A 12426-nucleotide genomic window follows, 5' to 3' on the forward strand; every position below is an offset into this window, starting at 1 on the left:
AACCAGTCGCCGACGCCGTCAGCGCCGGGCATACTCGCGGAAGCCGCGGCCCGTCTTGCGGCCGAGGCAGCCCGCGGCCACCAGGTGCTCCAGGAGCGGCGCCGGAGCGAGGCCCGGGTCACGGAACTCGCGGTGCAGGACCTTCTCGATCGCGAGGGAGACATCGAGCCCGACGACGTCCAGCAGTTCGAACGGCCCCATCGGGTAGCCGCCGCCCAGCTTCATCGCCGCGTCGATGTCGTCGAGCGACGCGTAGTGCTCCTGCACCATCTTGATCGCGTTGTTCAGGTAGGGGAACAGCAGTGCGTTGACGATGAATCCGGCACGGTCACCGCAGTCCACGGCGTGCTTGCGGATCCTGCCGCAGACCTCGCGGACCGTCGCGTGCACGTCGTCGCCGGTCAGCACCGTACGGACGACCTCGACCAGCTTCATCGCGGGCGCCGGGTTGAAGAAGTGCATGCCGATCACGTCCTGCGGCCGCGAGGTGGCGCGGGCACAGGCGACGACGGGCAGCGAGGAGGTGGTGGTGGCCAGCACCGCGCCGGGCTTGCAGACCTTGTCCAGCGTCGCGAACAGCTGCCGCTTGATCTCCAGGTCCTCGGCGACCGCCTCGACGGCCAGGTCGACCTCGGCGAAGGCGTCGTACGAGCCCGCCGCGGTGATCAGGTCCAGGGTCTGCGCGGCGGCCTCGGCGGTCATCCGGCCCTTGTCGACAGAGCGGGAAAGAGACTTGCCGATACGGGCCTTCGCGGCCTGCGCCTTCTCCTCGCTGCGGGCGGCGAGCACGACCTCGTACCCGGCCTTGGCGAAGACCTCCGCGATACCGGACGCCATGGTGCCCGAGCCCGCGACACCCACCGAGCGGACCTGGCGGCCCGGCGTGAGGGTCGCGCCCTCCAGCGGCGTCAGCGCGTCCCGCACGACGGTGGAGCTGCCGGGAGCCTCGTACGTGTAGAAGCCACGGCCCGACTTACGGCCCGTCAGGCCCGCCTCGCTGAGCTGCTTGAGGATCGGGGCGGGGGCGTGCAGCCGGTCACGGGACTCCGCGTACATGGCCTCCAGGACGGTGCGCGCCGTGTCGATGCCGATCAGGTCCAGCAGGGCCAGCGGGCCCATCGGGAGGCCGCAGCCCAGCCGCATCGCGGCGTCGATGTCCTCGCGGGAGGCGTACTTCGCCTCGTACATCGCGGCCGCCTGGTTGAGGTAGCCGAACAGCAGCCCGTCGGCGACGAATCCGGGCCGGTCGCCGACCGCGACGGGCTCCTTGCCCAGCGCGAGGGCGAGGTCCGTGACCGCGGCGACGGCCTGGGGCGCGGTCAGCACCGAGGAGACGACCTCGACCAGCCGCATGGCCGGCGCCGGGTTGAAGAAGTGCAGGCCCAGAACGCGCTCGGGGCGGGCCGAGTCGGCGGCCAGACGCGTGACGGAGAGGGCGTTGGTGCCGGTCGCCAGGATCGTCTCGGGGCGCACGATCCCGTCCAGCTCGCGGAAGATCTGGTGCTTGATCTCGTAGGACTCCGGCGCCACCTCGATGACCAGGTCCGCGTCGGCCGCGGCCCGCAGGTCGGTGGAGGTGCGGACGCGGGCGAGGGCCTCGGCGCGCTCCTCCTCGGTCAGCCGGCCGCGCTCCACGGCGCGGGCGGTCGAGGCCTCCAGGGCGGCGACGGACCGTGCGGCCGCGGCCTCGCTGATGTCGATGCCGATGACCTCGCGGCCGGCTTTGGCCAGGACCTCGGTGATACCGGTGCCCATGGTGCCGAGGCCGACGACGGCAACGGTCTGGAGCGGGGACAGAGGGGTGTCGGACAGGGGAGCGGCCATCGCGGGACTCCAGGAATGAGGGTGACGACTGGAAATGCGCCCGGGTGCGCCGAAGGGGGGCCCGACCGGAGTCGAAGCCGAACCATGAGCGCACCGGGTGCGGAAGAAGTGCGGGTGTTGCCGGGCTGCAAGCGCACACGCCCGGTGCCGTCGCTGCGGACGTGCACACGTCCGAGGAGCGGTGATGACCGACCGGCCCTGTCCCGTGGCCGAGTCGTACTGCGGTACTCGATGTACCGAACCGACTGCTTCTCGCGGCGACTGCGTCACCAGGTCGCCGCAAGGAGTTCGCGAGTGGGTAACTCGCTCGTATGAGCTTAACCAGTGGGTAACGAGCGCGCTAGTCCCCGAGTTTGTGATGTAGGTCCCGATCGCCGACGGACCGCTCTACGCTCGCCTTCATGGACGAAGAGTTGCGATCACTCACGGAGCGCTTACGGCAGGAGTCCGGGGCGCCGGCCGCGTACGACCGCCTCGTCGCGACCGAGGACCCCGACGAACTGGCCGGCCTGCTCACCGCGCCCGGACAGCCGCTGTGGGCCAGGGAGCTGGCAGCGTTCCGGCTGGGCCTCGCCGGGGACCGCCGGGCCTTCGAGTCCCTCGTCCTGCTCCTGAACCACCGCGATCCGCAGCGCTGTGCCTCCGCCGCCCACGCCCTCGCCCGCCTCGGCGACCCGCGCACGGCCCGCGCGGCCGCCGCCCTCGCCACCAACGAACTCCGCGTCGCCTACGCCCTGCACCCGGTGCGGCTCCTCGTCGAGCTGCGCGCCCCCGAGGCCGTGCCCGCCCTGATCACCACCCTGGAGCGCAGGCTGCGCCCGCACGACCCCTACCGCCGGGTGGCCCTCGCCTGCGTGGAGGGCCTCGGCGCACTGGGCGACACCCGGGCCAGACGCGTCCTGAACGAGGCGCTGGCCCACCCGAGCCTCGCGGAGGCGGCCGTACAGGCGCTGGCGCGGATCCCGGGCCGGCGGTGAGCCGTCAGGCGACGGGCAGATCGCGCGCGTACCGCACCTCGGGCACCCCGACCCCGTCCACCTCGAAAGGTTCCTCGGTGCCGTCCGGAAGGAAGCCCGCGCGCTCGTAGAAGCCGCGGGCGCGGGCGTTGTCCTTGAGGACCCACAGGAGCATGCGGGCGTGTCCGGCGGCCGTGCAGTGGCGCAGCGACTCCTGCAGCAGGGCGTGGCCCACGCCGGCACCGTATCGTCCGGGATCCACGTAGATGGCGTACAACTCGGCATCCGCGGTGCGCACTTCGCCGTCGCGGTACGGGCCGTGGCAGGCCCAGCCGGCGACCTCACCGGCCGTCTCGGCGACCAGGTTCACCACACTGCCGTCGGCCTGCGCGAAGTGGGCGCGGCGGCGGTCGGCGTCCTGTGCCACGTCCATGGCGTCCAGGTACGACTGCGGGATCAGGCCCTGGTAGGCGCTCTGCCAGCCGTCGACCCGGATCTCGGCGACGCGGTCGCAGTCGGCCAGGGTCATGGGGCGGATGCGGATGTGGTCGTCGTCCATGGCGGCACCCTAGACATCGGTCGCCGTCGTCGGCCTGCCATTAACTCGGCGAACTCGGCACCACGGCGAACGCCTCGACCTCCATCAGGAACTCCGGCCGCACCAGCCCGGCGACCTGCACCGCCGACGCGGCCGGCAGCCGGTCGTCGGGTATGTGCTCGGCGCGCGCCGCGCGGACCGCGGGCATGTGTGCCATGTCCGTGACGAAGTAGGTGAGTTTGACGACGTCGTCGAAGGTCGCCCCGGCCGCGGCCAGGCAGCGTCTCAGGTTCTCGAAGACCTGGTGTGCCTGGGCCGCAGGGTCGCCCTCGCCGACGAGCCTGCCGTCCACGTCCAGGGCGAGCTGGCCGGAGACGGCGACGAAACGGCCCGTGCCGAGCACGACATGCGTGTACTGGGCGGCGGGGGCGACACCGTCGGGGGCGGAAATCCTGGTCAGCTCACTCATGCGTCCATGGTGGCCCATGGGTCTGACAACGCCCCCGACGGGCCGTCAGGCACTCAGTGGCGGAAGCCGACCAGCTCGTGCAGTTCCTCGCCCCGCGACGACGCCGACGTGACCTTGGAGCTCAGCGGCTTCGGATCGGGCCGCGCCTCGCACTCCGCGTCGACCTCGCCCGTGCCGCGCGGCACGGTGCCGTCGGTCAGGTAGGCCGCGAGGTGCTTGTCCAGGCAGGTGTTCCCGACCAGTGTGACGGCGTGGTTGCCGCCGCCCCGCTCGACCACCAGGCTGGACCGGGCCAGCTTCCGGTGCAGCGTGACCCCGCCCTGGTAGGGGGTGGCCGCGTCGTCGGTCGCCTGGAACAGCAGCATCGGCGGCAGCCTGCGGTTGTCGACGTCCACCTTCGAGAGCGAGGTCGTCGGCCAGAACGCGCACGGTGCGTTGTACCAGGCGTTGCTCCAGGTCATGAACGGCGACTTCGCGTACGCCGCCCAGTTGTCCGCCCGCCACCGCGGCCAGTCGCGCGACCAGGCGGCGTCGCGGCACTGCACCGAGGTGTAGATGCTGTAGCTGTTGTCGTCGGACGCGTCGGCGGCGGCGAACCTCTCGTAGACCTCGACCAGCGGGTCGGTGTCCTTGTCGTTGACGTACGCCGCGAACGCCTCGGCGAGGTGGGGCCAGTAGCCGTTGTAGTAGCCGCCGGGGATGAAGGTGTCCTCCAGCTCGGAGGCGCCCACCTTGCCGTCGGCCGGCTTCCTGGCCAGGGCCGCCCGCATGGCGTACCACTTGGCCTCGACCTTCGAGGGATCGGTCCCGAGCCTGTAGGTGGTGTCGTACTTGGCGACCCACGCCAGGAACGCGCGGTGGCGGTCGTCGAAGGCGTGGTCCTGCGCGAGGTTGGCCTCGTACCAGACGCCGGTCGGGTCGACGACCGAGTCCAGGGCCGCGCGCCGCACCCGCTGGGGGAAGAGCTTGGCGTAGACCGCGCCGAGGTAGGTGCCGTACGAGTAGCCGAAGTAGTTGATCCGCTTCGCGCCGAGTGCCGCTCGGATCCTGTCCATGTCGCGCGCGGCGCTGACCGTGTCGAGGTACGGGAGCACGTCCGCGTACTTCTCGCCGCAGGCCCGTGCGAAGGCCTCGGCGCGTTGGAGGTTGGCCCGCTCGATCCGCGGTGTGCGCGGCACGGAGTCCGGGCGTACCGCGTCGAAGTGGCCGGGTCTGCAGTCGAGGGCGGGTGTGCTCCTGCCGACGCCGCGCGGGTCGAAGCCGATGACGTCGTACTGTGCCGCCACCGCCTTGGGCAGTCCCGAGGCGACGAATCCGGCGAGGGTGAGCCCGCTCCCGCCGGGGCCGCCCGGGTTGACCAGCAGCGGGCCCTGGTACTTCTTCGCGGTGTGCGGGACGCGGGACAGCGCGAGCGTGATCTGCCGGCCGTGCGGGCGGGCGTGGTCGAGTGGCACCTCAAGGGATGCGCACTGGAGTGTCGGGTAGTTCTTGGTGCCGCAGTTCTTCCAGCTGAGGGGTGCGGCGTGAGCGGTTCCCGCGGTGTGCGGGGCGCGCGCCTCGGCGGGGACGGCCGTCACGGTCCCGGCCACGAGGGCGGCCGTCCCGCACAGCACGGCTGCGCGTTTTCGCATGAAGTCCTCCCAGGACGGAGGGTCGCGGACCGCGAGGGTCACGGTCCCGGCCGCATCGTCCCGGCGTGGACGCCCGGAAGAACTCGATCGGGCAGGACTTGACCCGATTGCGTCGAGGGATGTGCTCCAATGCGCTCAAATAAGCGTAAGTTGGGTCGGTTCGGTCATCGCGTGCTCGGTCGGCTCGGGCTCGCTGATCCGCCGGGGCGTTCCCGCGCGCGTGGGGCCGATGCCGTACTCCTGCGCCAGGTCGTGCACCTGACGGGTGATCCGGCGCTGGTACCACTTCGGCGCATAGGCGCCGTCCGCGTACAGCCGCTCGTAGCGGCGCACCAGATGCGGGTGGTGGCGGCCGAGCCAGGCCATGAACCACTCGCGGGCCCCGGGCCGCAGATGCAGCACCAGCGGCGTGACGGAGGTGGCCCCGGAGGCGGCGATCGCCCGCACGGTGGCCCGCAGTTGGGCCGGGTGGTCGCTCAGGAAGGGGATCACCGGCGCCATCAGCACCCCGCACCCGAGACCGTGCTCGGTGAACGTGCGGACGACATCCAGGCGCCGCTCGGGGGCGGGTGTGCCCGGCTCCACGGTGCGCCACAGCTCGGGGTCGACGAAGCCGACCGAGACCGAGATGCCGACGTCCGTCACCTCGGAGGACTGCTTCAGCAGGTCGAGGTCGCGCAGGATCAGCGTGCCCTTGGTCAGGATCGAGTAGGGGTTGGCGTGATCGCGCAGGGCGGCGAGGATGCCCGGCATCAGGCGGTAGCGGCCCTCGGCGCGCTGATAGCAGTCGACGTTCGTGCCCATCGCTATGTGATCGCCCAGCCAGCGGCGGGAGGAGAGCTGGCGGCGCAGCAGTTCGGGGGCGTTCACCTTGACGACGATCTGGGAGTCGAAGCCCAGGCCCGTGTCGAGGTCCAGATAGCTGTGGGTCTTGCGGGCGAAGCAGTACACGCACGCGTGCGAGCAGCCCCGATAGGGGTTGACCGTCCACTCGAAGGGCATGCGCGAGGCGCCCGGCACCCGGTTGATGATCGAGCGGGCCCGGATCTCGTGGAACGTGATCCCGGCGAACTCGGGCGTGTCGAAGGTGCGGGTGACGACGGCGTCCGCGCCGAACAGCGCGGTGTCGGCCCGGCTGTGATCGGACTCCAGGGTGAGGTTCTCCCAGCGCATGGTGCCTCCTCGGTAGCACTGCCCCCAGAATAGAACACATGTTCCCTTGATCGTGCGACCTAAATCCCGGTTCCGATTTCGATCACTGTGCGACCGCTTCGGGAAGCTGATCGGGACCCCGATTTGGGTGGTCCGGGAGCGGGGTGGTTGGCTTGCTCCAACCCCCGAGAAATCAGGTCCTGGAGGAAGTCAATGGCGCAGGTCGAGGCCACTACGGAGCGGGTCGTCGCGGCGGACGCGGAGAAGGTGTTCGACGCCCTCGCCGACTACAGCGGCACCCGGCAGAATCTGCTGCCCGAGCACTTCAGCGAGTACGAGGTGCGCGAGGGCGGCGACGGCGAGGGCACCCTCGTCCACTGGAGGCTCCAGGCCACCAGCAAGCGCGTCCGGGACTGCCTCCTGGAGGTCAGCGAGCCCACCGACGGCGAGCTCGTCGAGAAGGACCGCAACTCCTCCATGGTCACCACCTGGCGGGTCACCCCGGCCGGCGAGGGCAAGTCCCGGGTCGTCGTCACCACCACCTGGCAGGGCGCCGGCGGTATCGGCGGCTTCTTCGAGAAGACCTTCGCGCCCAAGGGTCTCGGCCGGATCTACGACGCGGTGCTCGACAAGCTGGCCGCCGAGGTCGAGAGTTAAGTCCCCGGTGACCGGGGGCCCTTGGCCTCCTCACTGGATCGAGTGGAACTCCGTCGTGTCCGGGACGGCGCCGTAACTCGCCGTGCTTGCTCGTAGTTGTCGCCTAATGCGGGAAATGTGAGCAGGTACGGCGAGGGGAACGGCACGTGGGCGGCACGACACTGGTGCAGGACGACACCGTCACCGCACCTCCTCCACAGGCCCCGTCCCAAGGCGCCGAGAACGGACTGAGCCCGCGCCGGGTGCGGTTGGTCTTCTTCGCACTGATGCTCGCGCTGCTGCTGGCCGCGCTGGAGCAGATGATCGTCGCCACCGCGCTGCCGAAGATCGTCGGCGAGCTGCACGGCCTGGACAGGATGTCCTGGGCGATCACCGCCTACCTGCTCACCGCCACCATCGGCCTGCCGATCTACGGCAAGCTCGGCGATCTCCTCGGCCGCAAGGGCGTCTTCCAGTTCGCGATCGTCGTCTTCGTCGTCGGCTCCGCGCTCGCGGGACGGGCCGAGACCATGGACCAGCTGATCGCCTACCGCGCCGTCCAGGGCGTCGGCGCGGGCGGCCTCATGATCGGTGTCCAGGCGATCATCGCCGACATCGTGCCGGCCCGTGAGCGCGGCCGCTTCATGGGCCTGATCGGCGCCGCGTTCGGTCTCGCCTCGGTCGCCGGGCCCCTGCTGGGCGGCTACTTCACGGACCACCTGTCCTGGCGGTGGTGCTTCTACATCAACGTCCCCTTCGGCCTCGTCACGCTGGCCGTCGTCGCCGTCGTCCTGAAACTGCCGAGGCCGCGGGGCAGGCGCCGGCTCGACATCCTCGGCTCCCTGCTGCTCGCCGCCGCCTCGACCTGCCTGGTCCTGCTGACCAGTTGGGGCGGCACCGAGTACGCCTGGGGCTCCCGGATCGTCCTCGGCCTCGGCGCGGGAGCGGTCCTCGCCACCGTCCTCTTCCTCGTCGTCGAGCACTTCGCCGTCGAACCCCTCATCCCGCTGCGGCTGTTCAGGGACTCCGTCTTCAACGTCACCGGACTGGTCGGCCTGGTGATCGGCGTCGCCCTGTTCGGCGCGGCCGGCTATCTGCCGACCTTCCTGCAGATGGTCGACGGGGCCACGGCCACCGAGTCGGGCCTGCTCATGCTGCCGATGATGGGCGGCATCGTCGGCGCGTCGGTCGTCTCCGGCCAGCTCATCAGCCGCACCGGCCGCTACAAGCTCCACCCCGTGCTCGGCAGCGCCCTCTCGGTCGCCGGCATGTGGCTGCTGTCCCGCCTCGACGCAGACACGCCCCGGCTGCACTACAGCATCTGGATGGCCGTCCTCGGCGCCGGCATCGGCATGGTGATGCCGGTCCTGATCCTCGCCGTGCAGAACTCCGTGCGCCCCGCCGACCTCGGCACCGCCACCAGCGCCAACAACTACTTCCGGCAGATCGGCGGCAGCGTCGGCGCCGCGATCTTCGGCACCCTCTTCGCCGACCGGCTCGCCGACGCCCTGGCCGTACACCTGCCCACGCGCGCGGGAGCCGAGCTTCCCGACCCCGAGTCCATCACCCCGCAGCTCGTCCACGCCCTGCCGCCGGATCTGCGCGACGGCTACATCCGGGCCTACGCCGAGGCCATGCCGCGCATCTTCCTCTACCTGGTGCCGGTGCTCGTCCTCGGCCTGCTGATCGCCCTTTTCCTCAAGGAGAAGCCCTTGCTGTCCCATGACGTCCCGGCCCTGGAGACGGACCCGGCGCCGGTGAACGCCCCGATCCCGCCGTCCCGTTCGCCGCACGCCACCGCGGTTCCCGTCCGCGGCTCGGTGCAGCACCCCGACGGCACCTTCGTGCCGCGCGCGGCGCTCACGCTCATCGACGTCGCCGGGCAGCAGATCGGGCGCGGCACGAGCGGCGACGACGGACGGTACACGCTGGCGACGCCGGGACCCGGGGCGTACGTGCTGATCGCCGCGGCGGGCGGCCACCAGCCGCAGGCCGTCTCCGTGACCGTCGGCGAGCGCCCGGTCGACCTGGACATCGTCCTCGGCGGCGCCGGACGCCTCGCCGGGCGGGTGCTCACCCCCGACGGCACCCCCGTGGACGCCACCGTCACCCTCACCAACGTCCACGGCGAGGTCGTCGCCACCACCCGCAGCGCCCGCGAAGGCGGCTACGTCATCACCGAGTTGGTCGCCGGCGAGTACACCCTCGCCGCGAGCTCGCCCGCCTTCCGCCCGGCCGCCGTCCCCGCCACCGTGAAGGCGGCCCGCGAGACCCGCCAGGACATCGAACTCGCCGGCGGCGCCCTCCTGCGCGGCACCGTGCGGGCGGGCGGCGGGCGGCCCGTCGAGGACGCGCGCGTGACCCTGCTCGACGCGGTCGGCAACGTCATGGACACCCTCACCACCGGCCCTGACGGCACCTTCCGGTTCGTCGACCTCGCCACCGGCGAGTACACCGTCATCGCCACCGGTTACCCGCCGGTCGCCACGGTGCTCCAGGTCGCCGGAGGAGGCCGAACGGAACGCGACCTTCAGCTCGGGCACGAGGACTGAGCAGGGGACCGGTACGCGTGGCTGTCCTGCGAGGACGCGGCGCGCACGGCATCTGCACGGGCCCCGGCGCTCCCGGCTCACCAATTCCCGTATTGCCGCACATCGCCTTCGCCCGGAGCCGTACGGTGGAGTAGGCGGCAGATCTTGCGGAGCCGTGGGGAGAGAGGGCCTGCGCCATGGACCGTGGCACCGAGAGGGACGGCGCGGTGACGGAGCACGCCGCGGCCGGCCGCATCCCGCTGGCCGTCGTCGTGGTGGACCGCGAGGGCCTCGTCTCCCACTGGAGCTCCGGCGCACGCCGTCTGTTCGGCGCCGCCAAGGAGGAGGCGATCGGACGCCCGGCCGTCGATCTGCTGCCCGTCTCCGGAGCACTGCCCGAGGACGAGGACCTCTCGCCGTACGGGGCCTACGCGGCGTACGACGGACTCGGCCACGACCTCGAATCGTCCCTCGACGGGCGGCTGTTCTACCCGGCGGCGGGCCGCGCCCGCCTCACCGTGCCCGAGCGGGACCGCGTGGACGTGCTGTGGTGGGCGTACCCGCTGGTGGGCCCAGGGCCGGAGCGTCTCCTCGTGCTCGGCGCCGACGTGGGGCGGCTCCAGCAGGACGGCGACGGCGAGGACCCCGGCTTCGACCGCGTCGCACCCGGCTTCGCCCTGCACACCGACTTCCCCGGCGCCGCGGAACTCGCCCGCGGCCTCCCCGAGATCCTGCCCAGCATGAGCGTGCAGGAGAGTGCCCGCATCGTCGGCCAGATCCTCGAACTGGGCTATCCCGTCCTGGAGTTCAGCCAGAACGACCGGGTGCCCGTCACCCCCGACTGGGGCGTGCCCCGGCGCGTGGAGCGCAAGGCCCGCCGCGAGCGCGCCGCCCGGGCCGCCGCCGAGGGCCTGCCGTTACCTCAGGAGTACGCCGACGACGACGTGGACCTCGAGTACGCCGCAGTACGCGAACACCTGGAGTTCCTCAACGAGGTCAGCGGCCGCATCGGCACCTCCCTCGACCTGTCGCGGACCATCATCGAGGTCAGCAAGGCCGTCGTCCCGCGCTTCACCGACGTCGCCGGCACCTATCTGCGCGAACAGGTAGTCGCCGGTGAGGGGTTCCCCGACGGAGTGCCGGACACGACCACCATGTGGCACCGGGTCGCCGTCGAGCACACCGACGAACCCGGCCGCTGGGACGACGTCGTGCCCGTCGGCGAGGCCATGCCCTTCCCGGCGCACACGCCGTTCTTCCAGTGCATGACCAGCGGCGAGCCCGTTCTCGTGCCGCGCATCAGCGAGGAGATGGGCCACGCCATCGCCTCGCAGTTCGAGAAGCGCGACATCCGGCCGCTCATCACGGGCCGCTCCATGCTGGTCGTACCCCTCAAGGCCCGCAATGTGGTGCTCGGCTTCATGATCCTGCTGCGTCACCCCGAGCGGCCCGTCTTCAACGACATGGACCGTGTCACCGGCGCCGAACTCGCCGCCCGCGCGGGCCTCGTGCTCGACAACGCGCGCATGTACACCTACCAGGAGTCCGTCGCCGAGACCCTCCAGGACAGCATGCTGCCGCACATCCCGCCGCGCATGGCGGGCTGCGACATCGCCACCCGCTATCTGCCGGGCACGTTGCTGGGGCGGGTCGGCGGCGACTGGTTCGACTCCGTGAAACTGCCCGGCGCGCGCACCGCCCTCGTCGTCGGCGACGTCATGGGGCACGGCCTCAACTCGGCCGCCATGATGGGCCAGTTGCGGACGGCCGTGCAGACCATGGCCGCCCTCGACCTGCCGCCCGCGCAGTTGCTGCGCAACCTCGACGACCTCGCCCAGCGCCTCGGCGACACCTACCTAGCGACCTGCCTGTACGCCGTCTACGACCCGATCGCGAGTGAGCTCCACATCGCCAACGCCGGTCACATCCCGCCCGTGCTGGTCCGCGCCGACGACGGACGCAGTGAGCTGCTCGACCTGCCCACGGGCGCGCCGATCGGCGTCGGCGGTGTGCCCTTCGAGGCGGTACGGGTGCGCGTGGAGCCCGGGGACCGGATCGTGATGTGCACCGACGGACTGGTCGAGGTGCGCGGCGAGGACATCGGTGTCGGTCTCGCGACGCTCTGCGAGTCCGCCGCCCACCCGGCCGCGTCCATGGACGATGCCTGCGACACCATCATCCGTGCCCTCAACACCCGCGGCGGCCGCAAGGACGACGTCGCCCTGCTGATGTCCCGTCTCAACGGCATCGCGCCCGAGGACGTCGCCGAATGGCGGCTCTCCCTCGACCCGGTGGAGGTGCCCCGGGCCCGCGCCGTCGTCCGCGAACAGCTCCACGACTGGGGCCTGGGGAAGCTGGCCGACAGCGTGGAGCTGATGGTCAGCGAGCTCGTCACCAACGCTGTACGGCACTCCCACAGCCGCCCCGTCGAACTGCGCCTCATCCGCGGCGACACGCTGCTGTGCGAGGTGGACGACGACGATCACGACCTGCCGACCCTGCTGAACGCCGGCCCCGGCGACGAGGCCGGGCGTGGGCTGCGGGTGGTGAGCACGCTCGCGCGCGAGTGGGGCACCAGTCGTACGAGCGCCGGGAAGACCGTCCGGTTCGAACTCACGCTCCCGCGACGCTGATCCCTTGTGCCCCAGTGGGGGTACGACGGCGCACAGGTCTCGAATGCGGAGTGAAG

At 71.4% G+C, this 12426-nt stretch carries 9 protein-coding genes; 4 read left to right on the forward strand and 5 right to left on the reverse strand.

All coding sequences use genetic code 11. From position 1 onward, the window contains the following. Positions 1–18 precede the first annotated feature (18 nt). Positions 19–1824 (reverse strand): 3-hydroxyacyl-CoA dehydrogenase family protein, encoded by a 1806-nt coding sequence (locus tag EJ357_RS38690; protein ID WP_126396299.1) that lies wholly within the window; start codon positions 1822–1824, stop codon positions 19–21. Positions 1825–2225: 401 nt separating this feature from the next. Here EJ357_RS38690 and EJ357_RS38695 point away from each other — a divergent pair, with 401 nt between their 5' ends. Next, positions 2226–2801 carry an adenylosuccinate lyase gene (locus tag EJ357_RS38695; protein WP_126396300.1) on the forward strand — a complete coding sequence of 192 codons (576 nt, stop codon included), beginning with the start codon at positions 2226–2228 and terminating at the stop codon, positions 2799–2801. Between the two features lie 4 nt (positions 2802–2805). On the opposite strand, the gene EJ357_RS38700 is transcribed toward EJ357_RS38695, so the two are convergent. From EJ357_RS38700 to EJ357_RS38715, 4 genes are all read right to left on the reverse strand, one after another. Further along, positions 2806–3339 carry a GNAT family N-acetyltransferase gene (locus EJ357_RS38700; protein WP_126396301.1) on the reverse strand — a complete coding sequence of 178 codons (534 nt, stop codon included), beginning with the start codon at positions 3337–3339 and terminating at the stop codon, positions 2806–2808. Positions 3340–3379: 40 nt separating this feature from the next. Continuing rightward, complete coding sequence (locus EJ357_RS38705) at positions 3380–3787, reverse strand: RidA family protein (RefSeq protein WP_126396302.1); 408 nt, start codon at positions 3785–3787, stop codon at positions 3380–3382. A 53-nt stretch (positions 3788–3840) separates the two neighbouring features. Continuing rightward, positions 3841–5418 carry an alpha/beta hydrolase gene (locus EJ357_RS38710; protein ID WP_126396303.1) on the reverse strand — a complete coding sequence of 526 codons (1578 nt, stop codon included), beginning with the start codon at positions 5416–5418 and terminating at the stop codon, positions 3841–3843. A 135-nt stretch (positions 5419–5553) separates the two neighbouring features. Beyond that, positions 5554–6591 (reverse strand): Rv2578c family radical SAM protein, encoded by a 1038-nt coding sequence (locus tag EJ357_RS38715; RefSeq protein ID WP_126396304.1) that lies wholly within the window; start codon positions 6589–6591, stop codon positions 5554–5556. Between the two features lie 192 nt (positions 6592–6783). On the opposite strand from EJ357_RS38715, the gene EJ357_RS38720 reads away from it, so the two are divergent. From EJ357_RS38720 to EJ357_RS38730, 3 genes are all read left to right on the forward strand, one after another. After that, a complete protein-coding gene (locus tag EJ357_RS38720) occupies positions 6784–7227 on the forward strand; it encodes an SRPBCC family protein (protein WP_126396305.1) in 444 nt (147 codons plus the stop codon). 146 nt (positions 7228–7373) lie between these two features. Beyond that, positions 7374–9758 carry an MFS transporter gene (locus tag EJ357_RS38725; protein ID WP_126396306.1) on the forward strand — a complete coding sequence of 795 codons (2385 nt, stop codon included), beginning with the start codon at positions 7374–7376 and terminating at the stop codon, positions 9756–9758. 176 nt (positions 9759–9934) lie between these two features. Next, a complete protein-coding gene (locus EJ357_RS38730; RefSeq protein ID WP_126396307.1) occupies positions 9935–12370 on the forward strand; it encodes an ATP-binding SpoIIE family protein phosphatase in 2436 nt (811 codons plus the stop codon). Positions 12371–12426 lie beyond the last annotated feature (56 nt).

Origin of the sequence: Streptomyces cyaneochromogenes (assembly GCF_003963535.1) — a bacterium.
Lineage (GTDB): Bacteria > Actinomycetota > Actinomycetes > Streptomycetales > Streptomycetaceae > Streptomyces > Streptomyces shaanxiensis.

What these genes read in the sequence shown, in the direction of transcription:
- EJ357_RS38730 (WP_126396307.1), top strand. Translation starts at nt 9,935, where the DNA reads ATGGACCGTGGCACCGAGAGGGACGGCGCGGTGACGGAGCACGCCGCG.
- EJ357_RS38700 (WP_126396301.1), bottom strand. Translation starts at nt 3,339, where the DNA reads ATGGACGACGACCACATCCGCATCCGCCCCATGACCCTGGCCGACTGC.
- EJ357_RS38695 (WP_126396300.1), top strand. Translation starts at nt 2,226, where the DNA reads ATGGACGAAGAGTTGCGATCACTCACGGAGCGCTTACGGCAGGAGTCC.
- EJ357_RS38710 (WP_126396303.1), bottom strand. Translation starts at nt 5,418, where the DNA reads ATGCGAAAACGCGCAGCCGTGCTGTGCGGGACGGCCGCCCTCGTGGCC.
- EJ357_RS38690 (WP_126396299.1), bottom strand. Translation starts at nt 1,824, where the DNA reads ATGGCCGCTCCCCTGTCCGACACCCCTCTGTCCCCGCTCCAGACCGTT.
- EJ357_RS38705 (WP_126396302.1), bottom strand. Translation starts at nt 3,787, where the DNA reads ATGAGTGAGCTGACCAGGATTTCCGCCCCCGACGGTGTCGCCCCCGCC.
- EJ357_RS38715 (WP_126396304.1), bottom strand. Translation starts at nt 6,591, where the DNA reads ATGCGCTGGGAGAACCTCACCCTGGAGTCCGATCACAGCCGGGCCGAC.
- EJ357_RS38720 (WP_126396305.1), top strand. Translation starts at nt 6,784, where the DNA reads ATGGCGCAGGTCGAGGCCACTACGGAGCGGGTCGTCGCGGCGGACGCG.